Origin of the sequence: Allosaccharopolyspora coralli (assembly GCF_009664835.1) — a bacterium.
Classification (GTDB): Bacteria; Actinomycetota; Actinomycetes; order Mycobacteriales; family Pseudonocardiaceae; genus Allosaccharopolyspora; species Allosaccharopolyspora coralli.
The window spans coordinates 4,652,065-4,670,363 of sequence record NZ_CP045929.1 but is presented as its reverse complement, the minus strand read 5'-3'; the positions used below and the strand labels follow the sequence as shown (position 1 = coordinate 4,670,363).

Below are 18,299 nucleotides of genomic sequence, written 5' to 3'. Positions count from 1 at the left end.
CCCGGATCCTCGTGTCGTTTTCCGCGCTGCCGTTCGGCCGCGCCGAGGCTCCGTGCCGTCACCGTGTGCCCACATGGTCCACCGTTGCGACAGGAGCCTCATGTCCCAGACGTCCACCGCCGACCGACCACCCGTGTCGGACGCCGGGGCCGCGACCCTGACCCGACGCGACCGCAACGTCATCTACCTGCTGCTCGCCGCGACGTTCGTGGTGATCCTCAACGAGACGATCATGAGCGTGGCGTTGCCCGCCCTCAAGGACGACCTCGGCGTCGGCGACGTCACCGTTCAGTGGGTCGCAACCGGGTTCATGCTCACCATGGCCGTCGTCATCCCGATCACCGGCATCCTGCTGCAGCGGGTGCGGACCCGGCCGATGTTCGTGGCGGCTATGACGATGTTCACCACCGGCACCCTGCTGTGCGCCGTAGCGCCCGGGTTCTCGGCGCTGCTGGCCGGGCGGATCGTGCAGGCCGTCGGCACCGCGATCATGGTGCCGCTGCTCATGACCACCGTCATGACACTGGTGCCCGCCGCGATCCGGGGGCGCATGATGAGCAACATCAGCCTCGTCATCGCGGTGGCACCCGCGCTCGGCCCGACGATCTCCGGGGTCATCCTGCAGACGTTCGGGTGGCGCGCCATGTTCTGGGTGGTGTTGCCGATCGCCGCGGGGATGCTCGCCGTCGGGGCGCGCCGCGTGCAGAACGTCACCGAGATCCGCCACGCCCGGATCGACGTGCTGTCCGTGGTGCTCTCCGCGATCGGCTTCGGCGGCCTGGTCTACGGCCTCAGCCTCGCCGGCGAGGGAGCCACCGTGGACGTCGCGTTCGTGCTCACGGTCACCGCGGTCGGTGTGGCCGGTCTGGCGGCGTTCGTCGTCCGGCAGCTGGTCCTCCAAAGCAGCGACTCGCCGTTGCTGGACCTGCGCACCTTCAGGTCGGTCCAGTTCACGCTGTCCCTGATCGTGGTCATGATCTCGTTCTCGGCATTGCTCGGCACGATGATCGTGCTGCCGATCTACATGCAAGAGGTGCTCGGCTTCCCGCCGCTGTACGTCGGGCTGGCCGTCCTGCCCGGCGGGCTGCTCATGGGGCTGGCCGCGCCGTTGGTGGGTCGTGTCTACGACCGGCGCGGGACCCGCGTGCTCGTCGTGCCCGGTGTCGTCCTGCTCGCGGGTTCGTTGTGGGGCCTGGCGGCGGTCACCAGTGCGTCCACACCGTTCGCGCTGCTCGTCGGGCTGCACGTCGTACTGAGCATCGGACTGGCGATGATCATGACGCCGGTGATGTCCACCGGTCTCGGCGCGGTGCCCGCGCACCTCTACTCGCACGGCAGCGCCCTCGTCGCCACCTTGCAGCAGGTGGCGGCCGCGGCCGGTTCGGCTCTGTTCATCAGCACCCTCGCCGCGGTGACCGGCTCGCGGATCGCCGCCGGGCAGGCCCCCCAGGTCGCCTCCGCCGGTGGCACCCAGGCGGCGTTCGTCACCGGAGCGATCCTGTGCTCGATCGCCGCGGTGGTCGCATGGTTCGTCCGTGGGGGCGGCGAACAAGCCGTTGCGGACGACTCCGAGGAGCGTGCGTGAGTCTTTGTGGTGGTCCTGGTAACCGAAAAGACTCACGCCCTCTTTGCGGCTGAGTGGAAAGTTGAGGAATCAATCGGCGAAACGGCCCCCCGGCGATCTCGACAACCACGCACACCGGACTACCCTGCGCGTGTGGGTATTCCTGCGTGGTTGTGGTTCGCGATCGCCGTTGTCGCCCTCGGGGCGGGCGGCTGGCTCCTGCTGGCTCCAAGGCAGCGCAGTGACGAGGAGGACACGTCTCGTCGGCGGCGGTCGCGCCGGAGCGCCAAGAGCCGCGAGCGTTCCCGGTGGGCGGCGCTGCGCGGCTGGCAGTTCGTCGACACCGACCAAGTGCTGCCGAGCCGCTGGGAGCGCGGCGTGCTCGCCCGCTACAGCGGCATCGTCGGTACCGACGTCGTCGCGGGGACGACGTTCACCGCCGACGGTCGCCGGCCGGTGTACGTGCTCGACCTCGACGTGAACGGGCGCACTGTCGCGGTGGTCGCCGCGGTTCGCTGTCACCGTCCGGTGCCGACCACTGTGGAACTGTGGTTGCCGGACGTTCCCGCGCCGAAGGACGAAGGACTCGACCTTCTGGGGCCGGTCGGCACGCGCTACGCCTTCGTCGCCGACTCCGCCGTCGCTCGCCCCCTGATCACCTCGGAACTGGTGGCTGCCACCGATCAGTTCGGCGAGGACGTCACGGTGACCTGGCTCGAGAACGACTGGGCCCTCGCCGCCGCCGAGCCGGGCGCCGACCCGGAGCAGGTCGAGCAGGTGTTGCGCGCGCTCGGCGACCTCGCCGACGTCGTCGACCCGTTCGAGGTCGACCCGAACGCACCCGACGCGTTCGACGAAGCCGACGCACTCGAGGCCCCGGACGGTTCCGAGGAGGCAGGCGAGCGGGACGAAGTGTTCGACTTCGAGAGCCCCGACGAGGACGAGACGCTCGATCGGGACCCGGCCGGTGCGACCGTGGTGTCGTTGAGCGAGGTTCGGCAGAACGCGGGCAGGAGCACCGAATCGACTCCGGAGTCCGAACAGGAATCCGTCGACGAGACCGGCGCTACCGATGCCGCGCCCGATGCGGACCCCGCCGACGAGGACACCCAATCCCCTGACGACACCGACTCCAGTACCGGCGGGAAGGGGAGTTCGCCGAAGGGCCAGGTCCGCGCGCGCAAGGGCCGTGGCACCGCCACGGTCGACCTCGGCACCCCCGACGAGGTGGACACCGACCAGCGTGCGTAACCGGCCGTCCCGGCCGGTTACGGTGCTGGGATGCCTACCGCACTAGTCACCGGGGCCTCCGCCGGGCTGGGCCAGGCGTTCGCCCGCAGGCTCGCCGCCGAGGGCCACGACCTCGTCCTCGTCGCCCGCGACGAACCCCGGCTCGGCACGCTGGCCGACCGCTTGCGCAGCAGACACGGCATCGGCGTCGAGGTACTCGTCGCCGACATCACCGACGACGTGCAGCTGGCCACCGTCGAAAAGCGTGTGGCCAGTGAGGACCACCCCGTCGACCTGCTCGTGAACAACGCCGGGATCGGAACCTCGGAGGCGTTCTGGGACGTCGAGACCGACACGCTGCAGCGGCAGCTCGACCTCAACGTGACCGCCGTCCTGCGGCTCACGCACGCGGCGGTTCCGCGGATGCGGGCGCGCGGGCGCGGCGACGTCCTCAACGTTTCCAGCGTCTCCGGATTCTTCACCGTGTCCGGGTCGACCTACTCGGCGAGCAAGGCGTACGTGACGGCGTTCTCGGAAGGTCTCTCGTCCTCACTGGCAGGCTCCGGTGTCCGCGTCATGGCACTGTGCCCCGGATTGACCCGCACGGAGTTCCAGGAGCGCGCCGGACTCACGATCCGTTCGGTACCGAAGGCGCTCTGGCTCGACGCGGACACCGTGGTGCACGAGTCGCTCGCCGACCTGCGTGCCGGCAAGGCGATGTCGATCCCGAGCCTGCCGTACAAGGCACTCGTGGCTCTGGGCCGCCTCGTCCCCCGCGCGCTCCAACGCCTGATCGTCACCCGCACCGCCCCCGGCCGTACGTGACCGGGGTAGGCTCGCGGCTCGTGTACGACATCGATGAGCAGCAGCGCAGCACGCTCGCGCACCTCGTGAAGAACGTCGCCGTGGTGCACGGCAGGGTGACTCTGTCGTCCGGCAAACAAGCCGACTACTACGTCGACATGCGCCGAGCGACCATGCACCACGAGTGCTCTCCGCTCATCGGGTCGCTGCTGCGCCGGCTCACCGAGGACTGGGAGTTCACCGCCGTCGGCGGGCTCACTCTCGGTGCCGACCCGCTGGCGTTCGCGATGCTGCACGCCGAGGGGCCCGCGCTCGACGCCTTCGTCGTCCGCAAGGCCACCAAGGAGCACGGGATGCAGCGCCGGATCGAAGGGCCGGACGTGGCCGGGCGCCGGGTGCTCGCCGTCGAGGACACTTCCACGACCGGCGGCAGCGTGCTCACCGCCGTCGAAGCGCTCCGCGAGGAAGGCGCCGACGTCGTCGGCGTGGCGACCGTCGTCGACCGGGACACCGGGGCGCGCGAAGCCGTCGAGGAGGCCGGACTCGCCTATCGCTCGTTGCTGGGCCTCGCCGACCTCGGTCTCGCCTGAGCGTCGGCGGCGTCAGGAGCGAGCACGGTGAGCGACCAGCCGGGCGGAGTGGAGCCGGACCCCGCCGAGCGGGGCACGGGAGAGCCCGGGCCCACCGAATGGGGCACGACGGTGGGCGTGGGTCCGTGGGAAGGTCCCTGGCCGACCCACGACCGTTTCGATCCGGAGCTGCTCGAACACGGCGACCAGCGCAACGTGGTGGACCACTATCGGTACTGGCGGCGGGAGGCGATCGTCGCCGACCTCGACGAGCGCAGGCACGACTTCGAGATCGCGATCGAGAACTTCCAGCACGACCACAACATCGGCACCGTGGTGCGCACGGCCAACGCCTTCGCCGCGCGAGCGGTGCACATCGTCGGCCGCAGGCGCTGGAACCGGCGTGGGGCGATGGTCACCGACCGGTACCAGCACGTGCACCACCAGCCGGACCTGGCGTCGCTGCGCAGGCACGCCGACGAGCACGGCCTCGCGGTCGTCGGCGTCGACAACGCTCCCGGAGCCCGCCCGATCGAGCGCGCGGCGCTGCCGCGACGGTGCGTGTTGCTCTTCGGGCAGGAGGGGCCCGGCCTGGCAGGCCACTCACGCGAGCACTCCGACCTGGTGGTCTCCATCGCCCAGTTCGGCTCGACGCGGTCCATCAACGCGGGCGTGGCCGCCGGGATCGTCATGCACACTTGGATCGAGCAGCACGCGGACCCCGACCGGGCCTGGTGAGCAGCCCCGGACGACGACAGGCCGGCCCCACGGGAGGGAACCGGCCTGCTGTCGGAAGGTGCGGGAGTCAGTCGGCGGCGGGCGCCTGCTGCTTGTTGTTGCTGCGGCGCGACCGGACGTACTCGATGATGATCGGGACGATGGACAGGAACACGATCGCGATCGTGGCCAGCTCCAGGTTCTCCTTGATCACCGGGATGTTGCCGAGGAAGTAGCCGAGCAGCGTCATGCTCACGATCCAGGCCACAGCGCCGATCGCGGAGTAGAGGAAGAACTTGCGCTGGTCCATCTTCGCGACCCCGGCGATGGCGGTGATGAACGTCCGCACGATCGGCACGAAGCGGGCGAGGATGATCGCCACCGGGCCGTACTTCTCGAAGAACTCGTGCGTCTTGTCCACGTACTCCTGCTTGAACAGCTTGGAGTCGGGTTTGTTGAACATCGGAGGCCCGAGCGTGCGGCCGATCCAATAGCCGGTGATGTTGCCGACGAACGCACAGATCGTCAGCAGCGCCAGGACCAGCCAGAGCGGGCTGTCGATCGCGCCCGCTGCGGTGAACAGCCCGGTCACGAACAACAGGGAGTCGCCGGGGAGGAAGAAGCCGACGAGCAGGCCGCACTCCGAGAAAATGATCAGGCAGACGCCGACCAGTGCGAAGGGGCCGAGAGCCGTGATGATGTTCTCAGGGTCGAGCCAGGCGGGAAGCAGTGCGAGAGTCGATGTGGTCGCTGCGTCGCCGAGGGCGGCCAGTTCGGTCGTCACCCGGAGAACGGTACCTTGCGGCGCCGAGTGATCGCCCGCCCCTCCCGGCGTCCAGAGTGTCTGGTAGGTCCGGTTCCGCGACGCTGCAGGTCATCCCGTCAGAGCAGGGAGAGCACGCCCACGACCACGCCCGCCACGAGCCCGAGCGCCGCGGCGAACACGATGATGGGCAGCACCGGCAGCCGGCGGTGTGCGGTCACCTGCGTCGCTCCGGGCCGCGCAGTGGGTGTGCCGCCGGACGCCTGGGCTCGTAGCGCCGCCGACAGCAGCCGTTCTGGTGACTCTCCGGAACCCATGACCCGACACTAGCGGGTCGTCGGTGTCCCATTCCTTTCCGGACGTTCTGCTGCGTCACTTCGCGGTCCAGCCGCGTGCGCGTTACCGAGCCCAGGCGCCCTGGTGGAGGACGTGCTGGACGTGAAGGTTCTCGTCGAGGACGACGAGATCGGCGTCCATGCCCGGCCGCAGCGAGCCGACCCTGTCCGACACGCCGAGCAGCTCGGCAGGGCGTGTCGCGGTCGCGTGCACGGCGCTGGTCACGGGAAGCCCGCAACCGGTGACGAGGTTGCGCAGCGCGGCGTCCATGGTCAACGTGCTGCCCGCCAACGATCCGTCGTCCAGCCGAGGCTCGCCGTCGCGCACCGTCACGGTCAGCGGCCCCAGCTCGTACTCGCCGTCCCCCGCCGCCGTGGCACTGATCGCGTCCGTGATGAGCACGGTTCGTCCCGGCGCGTGTTCGGCCACCAGACGCACGGCGGTCGGGTGCACGTGGACGAGGTCGCAGATCAGCTCGATGGTGACGCGTTCGTCGTCCAGCAGTGCGCCGATGGGGCCGGGTTCGCGGTGGTGCAGCGGGCGCATCCCGTTGAACAGGTGCGTCGCGACCCTCGCGCCTGCGTCGACGGCGGGGACAACGTCGTCGAGGGTCGCGTCGGTGTGCCCCACGGCGGCGAGGACGCCGTGGTCGACGAACTGCCGGACCGCGTCGATCGAGCCTTCGAGCTCCGGCGCCAGCGTGACCATCGAGACGGTGCCGCGTCCGGCGCTGATCAGCGACGCGACCGACTCCCGGTCGGGTGGGCGGAGCAGCCGAGGCTCGTGGGCGCCGCAGCGTGCTGCGGAGAGGAAAGGCCCTTCCAGGTGTACCCCGGCGAGTCGCCCGTCCTGTACGTGCTCGGCGAGCGCGGCGACCTGGTAGCGCAGATCCGGCAGCGGCGCCGTGACCAGGCTCGCGAGCATCGTTGTTGTGCCGTGCGCCCGGTGCGTCGCGATCGCCGCGTCCACCTGCTCGGGATCGGAACTCGTGAACGAGCCGCCCCCGCCTCCGTGGCAGTGGATGTCCACGAACCCCGGAACCACCCAGTGACCCCGGACCGCCGAGGCCGGTGCCGGGCCGCTGTTGATCTCGGTGAGGGTGCCACCCGTGACCGCGACCCAACCGTCCTGCACACCGTCGGGGGTGACGAGCTTTCCCGCCACGGACGGGTTCGGGATGGACGTGCTCACGACTCGATCCTCCTGCAGGTCGTTCGCCGCGTCACTGCGCGTCGAGAATCTTCTGCAGTGCGTTGAGCGCCCGGCTCGCTGTGGACTTCACCGTCCCCTTGGACACGCCGGTGACCTCGGAGATCTCCGATTCGGAGAGCCCGCCGTAGTAGCGCAGGACGAGGATCTCGCGCTGCCGGTCCGGCAACTGTCCGAGGGCGCCGACGACGGATTGGTGCTCGGCCGTGAGCATCGCCAGTGATTCGGCCGAGCGCTCGTTGCCCGGGTGCGGCGGCTGATAATCGCGCGCGGTCTTGCGCCGCCGCAGTACCGAGCGACTGCCGTTGACGACTGCGGTGCGCAGGTAGCCGACGGCGGCCTGGGTGTCGCGGAGTTTCGACCACTGCCGGTACAGCCCGGTGAACGCCTCCTGCACGACGTCCTCGGCGGTGGCGGGCTCGTCGACGAGCAGGATCGCCAGGCGCACCATCCGCATGCGCTGCTGCCGGTAGAGGTCTTCGAGGGTGGCGGGCCGCTGCGGCGGGTGCTCGTCCGTGTCGAGCACCCGCAGGTGCCCGAGGGTGCGTTCGACGCTCCGCTCGGCGCTGCGTTCGGCGCCGGATGCCCATTCCCCGACCACGGGTGCGCACGCTACCGGGTAGCGTCCGGATCGCGGTGCCCGGAGGCATCGCCAGGCCCGAGCGGAGAACCGAGGTGGCGTGGCATGGCGAAGTTCGTGGTCGAACTCGAGTACGGGGCGGACACCGAGCGCCGCCTCGAAGTGCGGCCCGCGCATCGCGAGTACTCGAAGACGCTCGCTGACAAGGGTGTGCTACTCGCGGGAGGTCCGTACGAGGATGGCGCAGGCGCGATGATCGTCTACGAGGTCGCCGACGCCGACGAGCTGCGTGCGGTGCTCGACGCCGATCCGTACACCGAGGCCGGCGTGATCGCGAACACGACGGTGCGCGAATGGAACGCGGTGACCGGTTCGTGGGTCGCCTGAGCGGTTCCGTCACGGAACCGCCTACGCAGCTCACCCCGTGCGTCGGCATACTTGATCACGTCGTCGGTGTGAGGATGACGACAACTGCCGGTGTCCGCACCGATCCAGTGATTGTCATGGTCGCCGGGTCGGGGTACGTCCATCGGTGACAGGTGCCTGCGGGCGCCTGCGACCTCGTAGGATTCGGCGTACATTCCCCCGTTTCGGCGGCGTCGGATCCGCTCAGCACAACCAACAGCTCCACCCCGAGGAGGACCCCACGATGCCCATCGCCACCCCCGAGGTCTACGCGGAGATGCTGGACCGGGCCAAGACAGGCGAATTCGCCTACCCGGCCATCAACGTGACCTCGTCGGAGACGCTGAACGCGGCGCTGCGCGGCTTCGCCGAGGCGGAGAGTGACGGCATCATCCAGTTCTCCACCGGCGGTTCCGAGTTCGCCTCCGGGACCAAGGTCAAGGACATGGTGACCGGCGCGACCGCGCTCGCCGAGTTCGCGCACACGGTCGCGGCGAAGTACCCGGTGAACATCGCGTTGCACACCGACCACTGCCCCAAGGACAAGCTGGACGGGTTCGTCCGCCCGCTGATCAAGATCAGCCAGGAGCGGGTGGCACGCGGCGAGAACCCGCTGTTCCAGTCGCACATGTGGGACGGCTCGGCCGTCGAACTGCACGAGAACCTCGAGATCGCCACGGAACTGCTGGCCATGACGGCGAAAGCCAAGCAGATCCTGGAGATCGAGGTCGGTGTCGTGGGCGGTGAGGAGGACGGTGTCGCCAACGACATCAACGAGAAGCTCTACACCGCCCCCGGCGACTACGAGCACACGATCGACGCGCTCGGCTCGGGCGAGAACGGCCGCTACATGCTCGCGGCGACGTTCGGCAACGTGCACGGCGTCTACAAGCCGGGCAACGTCAAGCTGCGCCCGGAGATCCTCAAGCAGGGCCAGGAGGTCGCGGCGAGCAAGCTCGGCCTGTCCGCGGACGCGAAGCCGTTCGACCTGGTCTTCCACGGCGGTTCGGGCTCGCTGCTGGAGGAGATCCACGACGCGGTCTCCTACGGCGTGGTGAAGATGAACATCGACACGGACACCCAGTACGCGTTCTCCCGCTCGATCGCCGACCACGTGCTGAAGAACTACGACGGCATCCTCAAGGTCGACGGCGAGGTCGGGAACAAGAAGATCTACGACCCGCGCAGCTACCTCAAGGCCGCCGAGCAGTCGATGGCCGCTCGCGTCGCCAACGGTTGCGAGACGCTGAAGTCCGCGGGCCGCATGATCGCGGGCTGACTCCCACCTGGTCGACGAACGCCACTCCGGTCTGTCCGGGGTGGCGTTCGCGTTTCTCGGGCGGGGCGCGCCGGGGCCCGGCGAGTGGCCACGGGCGGGGCGGCTGCTGGCAGGATGAGCGGCATGACGAACCTGTTGGAACCGCCGGAGACGTTGCTGCCGGAGGACGGCGAGGCCCAGGCGGCGCTGGACTCCGGAACTCCCACCGTCGAGGTCGCCGCCGCGCACCCGACGTTCAGTGCCGCGTGGGCCAATCTCGGGGAGGTGGCGCTTCAAGCGGGCGAGTTGGTCGCGGCGTACGCCTACGCCCGCACCGGATACCACCGGGGCCTCGACGCGCTGCGCAAGGCCGGCTGGAAGGGCTTCGGGCCGGTGCCGTGGCGCCACCGCCCGAACCAGGGCGTGCTGCGTGCGGTCGCGGTACTGGCGAAGGCGGCGCACGGGATCGGTGAGATCGAGGAGTACGAGCGGTGCCGCCAACTGCTGCTCGACAGCGACCCTGCCTCGTTGGCCCCGCTCGGTCTCGACTGAGCGTTCCGTCCGTCTCGTGACCGAGAACGTTCCGCAGCAGACCCGCCCGCGCCGCGCACAGGAGGAAGTGTCGCGGCGCGTGCGCCGGTTGCTGCGCAACGGCATCCCGATCGTGCAGTGCGCGGTCGCGGCCGGTCTCGCGTGGGCGTTGGCCAAACACGTGATCGGCAATCCGCAGCCGTTCTTCGCGCCGATCGCGGCGGTCATCTCGCTCGGGGTGTCGCTGGGACAGCGGATGCGCCGGACCGCGGAGCTGATCGTCGGAGTGAGTATCGGCATCGGCGTCGGGGACGTGCTGATCTCGGTGATCGGCACCGGGCCGTTGCAGATCGCGCTCGTGGTCGCGCTCGCGATGAGTACGGCCGTGTTGCTCGACAGCGGCGGTGTGATCGTGCTGCAAGCAGCCTCGTCGTCGGTGCTGGTGGCGACGTTGCTGCCGCCCGCGTCGGCAGGCGGGTTGAGCCGGATGGCCGACGCCGCGGTCGGCGGGATCGTCGGGTTCGTCGTCGCCGCGTTGCTTCCGGCGAACCCGCTCGCCGTCGCGCATCGCAACGGCCGCATCGTGCTCGGTGCGCTCGCCGACGCGCTGCGCGGGGTGGCCTCGGCGGTATCTCGCGAGGACACGGGTGCGTGTTCGGACGTGCTCGCGCAGGCGCGGGAGAGTCAGCGCCACGTCGAGGAGTTCCGCCAGGCCCTGCTGGCGGGCAAGGAGATCGCCACGATCGCACCGTTCCGGTGGCGCAGGCGTGCGGAACTGGAGCGCTACGACGCGGCGTCGGTGCCGATCGACCGGGCGTTGCGCAACACTCGCGTGCTCACGCGGCGGGCGCTCGCGGCGCTGCGGGACGACGAACCGGTGCCGAAACCGTTGCCGGGGATGCTGGAGGAACTCGCGGGAGCCGTGGTGCTGCTCCGGGACGAACTCGCCAGCGGGGAGGAACCGCGCCAGGCGAGGGGACTCGCGCGCGCCGTCGCCAACCGGTCCACTGTGGAGCTGCTCGGCACGGGTGACTTCTCGATGCAGGTCGTGGTGTTGCAGGTGCGCTCGATCGCGGTGGATCTGTTGCAGGCCAGCGGTCTGAGCAGGACCGAAGCCATCGAGGCGCTGCCACCCCTGCACGGTCGCGACGACTGAGCGGTGTGGCCGGACACACCGTGATTCCGCCGTTTGCGGGCCCTTCCGGGATTCGGCGCGGCGCATACTGCCGAACATGGGCAAGGTATACGAGTCGATCACCGACCGGCTGCGGGAGTTCATCGAGGCGCAGCCGGTGTTCTTCGTGGCGAGCGCGCCGCTGGATTCCGACGGTCACGTGAATCTCTCCCCGAAGGGACGCGCCGGAACGCTCGCGGTGCTCGACGAACACACCCTCGCCTATCTCGATTTCGGCGGCAGTCATGCGGAAACCACCGCGCACCTGCGGGAGAACGGCCGGATCACGCTGATGTGGTGCGCCTTCGACGGCCCGCCGAAGGTCTTGCGTGTGCACGGTCGTGGCGAGGTCGTGTTCCGTGACGATCCGCGCTTCGCCGAGCTGGTGACGCGGTTCGGCGACGCCGACGCGCCGGGACTTCGGTCCGTGGTCGTGGTGCGCGCGCTTCGGGTGAGCGACTCGTGCGGCTACGCCGTGCCGTTCATGGACTACCGCGAGGACCGCGACCTGCACTACCGCCACTTCGGCCGGAAGTCCGACGAGGAGTTCGTGGAGTACTGCGGCAAGAAGAACGGCTCCAGCATCGACGGTCTTCCCGCCATTCCCACGCCCCTGCCGCCCCGCTGAAAGGAATGCTCGGAGCTCTGGTTGGTCACCACGGACGCAGCCGGACCAGGGCGCTGAGGTTCCGCTACCCGACCACCAACGCAGACCAACCCCGCGCACCCTCTGAAAGGGCTCACCCGGCGAGGTGGGCGGTGGGCCGGTGCAGCACGGCCGTTAGAGCGTGGTGCACGGCCTCATGGTCGCGAACGTCGTGCACGTGGCAGTCGGCAGCCGAGATCCGGTACCACTCCGTCGCCCCGGAGTAGCGCAACCAGACGGTGACGTCCCCGCCGGAGCAGTCGGTGGCGAGTTCGAGCTCGCCGGTGACCGTTCCGACCTCGTCGGTCATGATCCCGTCGCGTGGTGCGGTGAGGGTGGAACGCAGCGTCGTGGAGCTCATCACCCCACCCTCACCGGCATCGTCCGGGACGGGCAACTCAGCAGCCGCCGAGCACCTCGGTCAGCTTGGCCTTCTCGGCGTCGCTGACGGTCAGTTCCCACTTGTGCTTCGAGCCGACCCACATGGCCGCGTAGGTGCAGTGGAAGTCGGCGTTCGGCGGCATCCAGTCCTGCGGCGGCTTGTCGCCCTTCTCCTGGTTGACGTTGTCGGTGACGGCGATCAGCTGCGGCGACTCGAGGTCGTTGGCGAACGCCGACCGCTGCTCGTCGCTGGACCAGTCGGCGGCACCGGATCGCCACGCGGCCGCCAGTGGCACCACGTGGTCGATGTCGACGTCCGAGGCGTCGGTCCACTCCCCGGGGTCGTAGGCGCTGTTCCACGTGCCGGTGACGTCGCAGTTCTCGCCGACCTCGATGTTCTCGCCGTCGCGCTTGAGTACTTCGTCGCGGACGTCGCAGCCACCGCTGGTGGAGTTCCAGTGCGGGAACCGGTCGCGGTCGTAGCCGTCCATCGAGCCCTCGGGGGCGACGGTCAGCTCGGAGAGCATCGTCTCGGCCTGGTCCGCGCTGGGAATCCCCGGCGGCAGTGCGTCGGCGGGGGTGGCGAGGCCGACGGCCAGCAGTCCGGCGAGCGGGAGCGCGGTGAACGTGGAGCGCAGCGAGCGGGTGAGTGTCATGGTTCCTCCGAGGTGGAACGGTCTCCGGGCTGCTCCGGAGTTTTCACCGGGAACGATCACCTATCCGGGTAACTGAGGCAATGCGAACGAGTGACGCATAGGTGATATGTCGTGAACACGCCATGCATCTTCACGAATGCATGGCGTCGTGGGAACCGCCGTTCAGTTCACGCGCGGAGTGAGGTTCCGCCACGAACCGCTCACGTCAGTCACACCGCGCCCCTCCTACGGCCGAGCGAGGGCGAGATCCTCCGTGTGGCGGTACCAGCCCCACTGCGTCGCCGGGCGCGGGTGCGCGACCCCGTCGCGCACCACCGTGGTCGCGCGGAACCCGGCCTGCACAGCTCGACCGTGAGCCTCGGTTCGCTGCTTGCCGAACAGCGAGCGCCGCACCGCCACGACGTGGATCCCGTCGGTGGCCGGGTCGAGGTCTGTCGACAACGGGTCGGCCGTCGGCTCCCGCAGCGGTGCCGCGGCCGGATCCGGACGAACCTCGAGGCGCAACGCCGAGCCGCCGAGGACCTGCTCGTCCTCGCAGTACACCTGGCCGGTGATCGGCTCGACGGTGCCGAGACCGACGAGTACTCCGCCCTGGTCGTCGCGCACCAGTGTGCTCGGCCGGGTCGCCGCCGTGAACGCCACGTCGACCGCGTGGTCTCCGGAGCCGAGACCCCACACCCTGCTCGCCGCGGACGGGCCGGCAGGCACGTAGCCGAGCTCGACGTCGGCGAGCCGGCTCTTACGCAGCAGCCGCACCACGACCGCCGCGAGATCGGCGTCGGTTCCGAGCACGACGAGTCGCCCGTCGAGCTCGGCGAGCACCGGATCGACGTCGTCCTTGCCCGGTATCGCGGGCACCGGGACCCACCGGGCAGAGTGCTGCTCGCAGCGTCCGGAGCGGTCGCTGTTTCCGCAGGCAAGTGCGGTGACGGTCACGTGTGGCTCCTGGTTTATCCTGATCGACCGGCATGCCCACGGACGTGGGCACGACGTCATGCGGGGACCGTGTGGCGGGTAGGCCTGCGGCGTAGGCCCCACAGTTCAGGTTGGAGTTTCACATGCCGGCGATCGTGCTCATCGGCGCCCAGTGGGGCGACGAAGGCAAGGGCAAGGCGACGGACCTGCTCGGCGAGCAGGCCCAGTGGGTCGTCCGCTACCAGGGGGGCAACAACGCCGGTCACACCGTGGTGCTCCCGGACGGGCAGGATTTCGCCCTGCACCTCATCCCCTCCGGGATCCTCACCCCGGGCGTCACCAACGTCATCGCCAACGGCGTCGTCGTCGACCCGGGCGTGCTGCTCGACGAACTCTCCGGCCTGGAGGCACGTGGCATCGACACCAGCCGCCTGCTGCTCTCGGCCGACGCGCACCTGATCATGCCGTACCACGTGGCGATCGACAGGGTCACCGAGCGCTACCTGGGCAAGAAGCAGATCGGCACCACCGGCCGCGGCATCGGGCCCGCCTACCAGGACAAGGTCGCCAGGCAGGGCGTGCGCGTCCAGGACCTGCTGGACGAGAAGATCCTGCGGCAGAAGGTCGAAGCGGCGCTGGAGATCAAGAACCAGATCCTGGTGAAGGTCTACAACCGGCGTGCCGTCGACGTCGACGAGACCGTGGACACGGTGCTGGAGCAGGCGGAGAAGTTCCGCGGCCGCATCGCGGACACGAAACTGCTCGTCAACGAGGCGCTCGAACGCGACGAGACGGTGCTGCTGGAGGGCTCGCAGGGCACGCTGCTCGACGTCGACCACGGCACCTACCCGTTCGTGACCTCGTCGAACCCGACCGCGGGCGGGGCCAGCTCCGGGTCCGGCATCGGCCCGACGAGCATCAACACGGTGATCGGGATCCTCAAGGCCTACACCACGCGGGTGGGGTCCGGGCCGTTCCCGACGGAGCTGACCGACGAGGCAGGCGAGAACCTGCGCAAGCAGGGCGGCGAGTTCGGTGTGACCACCGGCCGCTCCCGGCGTACCGGTTGGTTCGACGCCTGCATCGCCCGTTACGCGACCAGGGTCAACGGCATCACGGACTACTTCCTGACCAAGCTGGACGTGTTGTCCGGGCTCGACTCGTTGCCGGTGTGTGTGGGCTACGACGTGGACGGGACGCGGGTCTCGGAGATGCCCATGACCCAGACCGGGGTGCATCACGCGACGCCGGTGTACGAGGAGCTGCCCGGCTGGCGCGAGGACATCAGCGGCGCCCGCAGCTTCGAAGACCTACCCGCGAACGCCCGCGCCTACGTCGAGCGTCTGGAAGAGCTTTCCGGCGCCCGGATCTCGGCGATCGGCGTCGGCCCCGGCCGGGAACAGACGATCGTGCGTCACACGATGGCCTGAGAATGCATTGTGGGACCTGGGTGGGTGGTCCGGTACCGCCCCGCCCCCAGTTCGCGCCTCGCGGCGTTGGGGTCCTCTTGAGTACCACGCGTACGCGGCGAGAACCCCTGCCTTGCGAGGCACGAACTCCGAACGCCGGAGCTCCTCAATCTGCTGAGGCTGAGCACGTGAGGCCATGCCCATACGGGCATCAGACGAGATCAAAGACACGCACCGGCCGTTCGGGAGAAGCGGGTGGTGAGGTCGCGCGACCTCACCACCCGTTGGGTGTCACTGCTGGTTCTCGTCGCGGGCCGCGACCGCGGTGTCCGGCTGATCGGCGAACACGGCGTCGATGTTCTGCGCGAACAACGCTTCGTAGAACCCGAAGACGTCGCCGTGCGCGGTCGGGTCGTCGGACGTGACGAAGTCCTCCGGCAGGAACGTGTTCTCGTTCCGCACGGTGTAAGGCACGACCTCGAGATCCGCGGCGTGCGCGTCGGCGACGACCTCCGTCGGTTCGGTGAGGTACCCGTTCTCGTCGACCGGCAGAATCACCTTCGTGTCCGGGCCGATGGCGTCGGCGTACTCGGCGATCTCGCGCAGCCCCTCCGGTGTGACCATGTCCGCATACGTGCGCGGGTCACCCGCCTCGATGAAGTCCTGCGGTGCGCCGCTGCTGCTGATGAGCTGCACCAACCTCGTGCGCAGTGACTCGTCGAGCTGCTTGAGGTTGGCCACTTCGAACGACTGCACGATGATCTTCGCGTTCGGCCGGTTGAGGCCGTTGCGCTGGAGCGTGTCGACCAGCTCGGGCTCGAGGGGCATGCCGATGTGCTGGAAGTAGCTGGGGTGCTTGGTCTCGGGGGCGACACCGATCGGGCGGCCGAGCTCCCGCGAGAGCCGTTTCGACAGGTCGAGGACCTCCTGGAAGGTCGGAACCTGGTAGCGGCCGTCGTAGATGGTGTTGTTCGGGCGGATGTCCGGAATGCGCTCGACCGCCCGCAGACTCTTGAGTTCGGCGAGGGTGAAGTCCTCGGTGAACCAGCCGGTGAGCTCCGCACCGTCGATCGTCTTGGTGGTGCGCCGGTCGGCGAACTCCGGTCGTTCGGCCACGTCGGTGGTGCCGCTGATCTCGTTCTCGTGCCGGGACACCAGCACCCCGTCCTTGGTGGGCACGAGGTCGGGCTCGATGTAGTCGGCGCCCATCCGCGCCGCGAGGTCGTAGGCGGCGAGCGTGTGTTCGGGACGGTAGCCGGAGGCGCCGCGGTGTCCGTAGACCTCGACGGCACTGGGCTCGCGCGGCGGCGGTGCGGCGGTGGCCGCGGCAGGGACGATCGCGCCGAGCAGGGCGACGGCGAGGACGGAGGCGACTGATCGGGCCCGGATCATCGGAGCTCCCGGAGGTCGGGGGTGATGGACAAGCACTGTGAGGCGACCAGCATCGTCGGTGAAAGCGGCCATGCGCGATCTCTCACCCGTCCGGAGCAAGACTCGGCGGTGAACGGCCGGAGGCAGCGGCCCGTCCCGGACGCGTGCCCGGAACGGGTCCGGCGGGTCGAGGTCGGTAGTCTCCCCACCGTGCGAATCCTCGTGATCGGTGCTGGTGGCAGGGAACACGCGATCGTGCTCGCCCTCGCGCGCGACCCGTCGGTGACGGCGGTGGCGTGCGCGCCGGGCAACGCCGGAACCGCGGCGCAGGCCGAGTCCTACCCCGTCGACGTCGGCGTGCCGGAGGACGTTGCGGCACTGGCCACGAAGTGGCAGGCCGACCTCGTGGTGTTCGGCCCGGAGAACCCGTTGGTCGCGGGAGCGGCGGACGCGGTGCGTGCCGCGGGGATCCCGGCGTTCGGTCCGTCGAAGGATGCCGCCCGCATCGAGGGCTCGAAGTCGTTCGCAAAGGACGTCATGGACGCCGCCGGGGTGCCGACCGCGCACAGCGAGATCGTGGACAACCCGGCGAAGCTCGACGCCGCGCTCGTGCGGTTCGGCCCGACGTGGGTGGTCAAGGACGACGGGCTCGCCGGCGGCAAGGGCGTGCTCGTCAGCAGTGACTTCGACGCGGCGCGGGCGCACGCTCTGCGGCTGCTCGACGACGGTCACCCCGTCCTGCTCGAGACGTACCTGGACGGTCCGGAGGCGTCGCTGTTCTGTTTCGTCGACGGCACGACGGTGGTCCCGATGCTGCCCGCGCAAGACTTCAAGCGGGTCGGTGACGACGACGCCGGGCCCAACACCGGCGGTATGGGTGCCTACACGCCGCTGCCGTGGGCCCCGGACGACCTCGTCGAGCAGGTCGTGCGCACGGTCGTGCAGCCGACCGTCGACGAACTGGCGCGGCGTGGCTGCCCGTTCTCCGGAGTGCTGTACGCGGGCCTGGCGTTGACCTCCTCCGGTCCGCAGGTGATCGAGTTCAACTGCCGTTTCGGCGACCCGGAGATCGAGGCCGTGCTGGCGCTGCTGCGCACTCCGCTGGTGGGGGTGCTGGACGCGGTGGCGAACGGCTCGCTGGCCGAGCACCCGCCGCTGGAGTGGGACGACGGCTCGGCGGTCACGGTCGTGCTCGCTGCCGAGGGCTACCCGGGTCGGCCACAGGTGGACGACGTGATCACCGGCGCCGACGTCCCCGGGGTGCTGCATTCCGGCACGCGCCGTCGCGAGGACGGCGCGGTGCTCTCGGCGGGCGGGCGGGTGCTCGCCGTCGTCGGTACCGGCGCCGATCTCGACGCGGCACGGGAGGAGGCGTACCGGCTCGTCGACGCGGTGCACCTGCCCGGATCGCACCACCGCACCGACATCGCGCTGCGCGCCGCCCGAGGTCAGATCGCCCTCCCCCTGACGAACTCCTGACGAAGCGGTGCGGGGGTTGGTGTGCGTGGGTGGTTGGGTGGCGGAACCTCAGCTCGGCCCGACCACTGCCACCTCCGCGCGCGACCACTGACTTCACCCGATCGCGCACCACCTCGGACCCTTCCCGCCCCAACCCTGTGGACAACTCCTCACCCTGTGGACAGCGGGGTGGCAAATTCGCGCGAATTTGCCACCCCGCCGGCCGGGGACGGCACGATCGGGGGGAATCCGCGGAGTGGTGCCGGGGGTGGTGGTGTTCCTGGTATTCAGGTCTGGGGCGGAACCGGGTCACCGGGTGGCGC

20 protein-coding genes are annotated in these 18,299 nt (G+C 69.7%); 12 read left to right on the top strand and 8 right to left on the bottom strand.

What is annotated here, in order from left to right:
* Positions 1 to 100: 100 nt before the first annotated feature.
* From GIY23_RS21845 to GIY23_RS21825, 5 genes are all read left to right on the top strand, one after another.
* Positions 101 to 1,585, top strand: coding sequence for a DHA2 family efflux MFS transporter permease subunit (locus GIY23_RS21845; protein WP_222850201.1), 1,485 nt, complete (start codon positions 101 to 103; stop codon positions 1,583 to 1,585).
* Positions 1,586 to 1,717: 132 nt separating this feature from the next.
* Positions 1,718 to 2,815, top strand: a complete 1,098-nt coding sequence (locus GIY23_RS22735; RefSeq protein WP_187351963.1) for a type III secretion system chaperone family protein — start codon at positions 1,718 to 1,720, stop codon at positions 2,813 to 2,815.
* Positions 2,816 to 2,845: 30 nt separating this feature from the next.
* Positions 2,846 to 3,619 carry an SDR family NAD(P)-dependent oxidoreductase gene (locus GIY23_RS21835; protein ID WP_154078370.1) on the top strand — a complete coding sequence of 258 codons (774 nt, stop codon included), beginning with the start codon at positions 2,846 to 2,848 and terminating at the stop codon, positions 3,617 to 3,619.
* Between the two features lie 20 nt (positions 3,620 to 3,639).
* Positions 3,640 to 4,188, top strand: a complete 549-nt coding sequence (gene pyrE, locus GIY23_RS21830) for an orotate phosphoribosyltransferase (RefSeq protein ID WP_154078369.1) — start codon at positions 3,640 to 3,642, stop codon at positions 4,186 to 4,188.
* A 27-nt stretch (positions 4,189 to 4,215) separates the two neighbouring features.
* A complete protein-coding gene (locus tag GIY23_RS21825; protein ID WP_228717434.1) occupies positions 4,216 to 4,905 on the top strand; it encodes a TrmH family RNA methyltransferase in 690 nt (229 codons plus the stop codon).
* A gap of 67 nt (positions 4,906 to 4,972) precedes the next feature.
* Here the strand turns inward: GIY23_RS21825 and GIY23_RS21820 are convergent, their stop codons facing one another.
* From GIY23_RS21820 to GIY23_RS21805, 4 genes are all read right to left on the bottom strand, one after another.
* Entirely contained in the window at positions 4,973 to 5,668 is a 696-nt protein-coding gene (locus GIY23_RS21820) for a VTT domain-containing protein (protein ID WP_228717433.1), read from the bottom strand.
* 98 nt (positions 5,669 to 5,766) lie between these two features.
* The gene (locus GIY23_RS21815) at positions 5,767 to 5,964 is read right to left on the bottom strand and encodes a hypothetical protein (protein WP_154078368.1); all 198 of its coding nucleotides are present in this window, start codon (positions 5,962 to 5,964) and stop codon (positions 5,767 to 5,769) included.
* Positions 5,965 to 6,046: 82 nt separating this feature from the next.
* A complete protein-coding gene (gene nagA / locus GIY23_RS21810) occupies positions 6,047 to 7,174 on the bottom strand; it encodes an N-acetylglucosamine-6-phosphate deacetylase (protein WP_228717432.1) in 1,128 nt (375 codons plus the stop codon).
* 31 nt (positions 7,175 to 7,205) lie between these two features.
* A complete protein-coding gene (locus tag GIY23_RS21805; protein ID WP_154078367.1) occupies positions 7,206 to 7,793 on the bottom strand; it encodes a SigE family RNA polymerase sigma factor in 588 nt (195 codons plus the stop codon).
* 84 nt (positions 7,794 to 7,877) lie between these two features.
* Between GIY23_RS21805 and GIY23_RS21800 the strand changes: the two genes are divergently transcribed.
* The 5 genes from GIY23_RS21800 (at position 7,878) to GIY23_RS21780 (ending at position 11,768) form a co-directional block, all read left to right on the top strand.
* Positions 7,878 to 8,159, top strand: coding sequence for a YciI family protein (locus GIY23_RS21800; protein ID WP_154078366.1), 282 nt, complete (start codon positions 7,878 to 7,880; stop codon positions 8,157 to 8,159).
* A gap of 262 nt (positions 8,160 to 8,421) precedes the next feature.
* On the top strand, positions 8,422 to 9,456 hold the full coding sequence (gene fbaA / locus GIY23_RS21795; RefSeq protein ID WP_154078365.1) for a class II fructose-bisphosphate aldolase: 1,035 nt from the start codon (positions 8,422 to 8,424) through the stop codon (positions 9,454 to 9,456).
* A 123-nt stretch (positions 9,457 to 9,579) separates the two neighbouring features.
* Positions 9,580 to 9,987: a DUF3151 domain-containing protein gene (locus GIY23_RS21790; RefSeq protein WP_154078364.1), complete on the top strand. Its 408-nt coding sequence runs from the start codon at positions 9,580 to 9,582 to the stop codon at positions 9,985 to 9,987.
* Between the two features lie 16 nt (positions 9,988 to 10,003).
* Positions 10,004 to 11,122, top strand: coding sequence for an FUSC family protein (locus GIY23_RS21785; protein ID WP_228717431.1), 1,119 nt, complete (start codon positions 10,004 to 10,006; stop codon positions 11,120 to 11,122).
* 76 nt (positions 11,123 to 11,198) lie between these two features.
* Positions 11,199 to 11,768 carry a pyridoxamine 5'-phosphate oxidase family protein gene (locus GIY23_RS21780; protein WP_154078363.1) on the top strand — a complete coding sequence of 190 codons (570 nt, stop codon included), beginning with the start codon at positions 11,199 to 11,201 and terminating at the stop codon, positions 11,766 to 11,768.
* 112 nt (positions 11,769 to 11,880) lie between these two features.
* On the opposite strand, the gene GIY23_RS21775 is transcribed toward GIY23_RS21780, so the two are convergent.
* From GIY23_RS21775 to GIY23_RS21765, 3 genes are all read right to left on the bottom strand, one after another.
* The gene (locus GIY23_RS21775) at positions 11,881 to 12,147 is read right to left on the bottom strand and encodes a hypothetical protein (protein ID WP_154078362.1); all 267 of its coding nucleotides are present in this window, start codon (positions 12,145 to 12,147) and stop codon (positions 11,881 to 11,883) included.
* Positions 12,148 to 12,184: 37 nt separating this feature from the next.
* The gene (locus tag GIY23_RS21770; protein ID WP_154078361.1) at positions 12,185 to 12,823 is read right to left on the bottom strand and encodes an HNH endonuclease family protein; all 639 of its coding nucleotides are present in this window, start codon (positions 12,821 to 12,823) and stop codon (positions 12,185 to 12,187) included.
* A 225-nt stretch (positions 12,824 to 13,048) separates the two neighbouring features.
* Positions 13,049 to 13,759 (bottom strand): hypothetical protein, encoded by a 711-nt coding sequence (locus GIY23_RS21765; RefSeq protein WP_187351962.1) that lies wholly within the window; start codon positions 13,757 to 13,759, stop codon positions 13,049 to 13,051.
* 122 nt (positions 13,760 to 13,881) lie between these two features.
* Here GIY23_RS21765 and GIY23_RS21760 point away from each other — a divergent pair, with 122 nt between their 5' ends.
* Complete coding sequence (locus GIY23_RS21760) at positions 13,882 to 15,168, top strand: adenylosuccinate synthase (RefSeq protein WP_154078360.1); 1,287 nt, start codon at positions 13,882 to 13,884, stop codon at positions 15,166 to 15,168.
* Positions 15,169 to 15,438: 270 nt separating this feature from the next.
* Here GIY23_RS21760 and GIY23_RS21755 read toward each other — a convergent pair whose 3' ends face one another.
* The gene (locus GIY23_RS21755) at positions 15,439 to 16,539 is read right to left on the bottom strand and encodes a glycerophosphodiester phosphodiesterase (protein WP_154078359.1); all 1,101 of its coding nucleotides are present in this window, start codon (positions 16,537 to 16,539) and stop codon (positions 15,439 to 15,441) included.
* A 189-nt stretch (positions 16,540 to 16,728) separates the two neighbouring features.
* Between GIY23_RS21755 and purD the strand changes: the two genes are divergently transcribed.
* Positions 16,729 to 17,997 carry a phosphoribosylamine--glycine ligase gene (purD, locus tag GIY23_RS21750; RefSeq protein WP_154078358.1) on the top strand — a complete coding sequence of 423 codons (1,269 nt, stop codon included), beginning with the start codon at positions 16,729 to 16,731 and terminating at the stop codon, positions 17,995 to 17,997.
* Positions 17,998 to 18,299 lie beyond the last annotated feature (302 nt).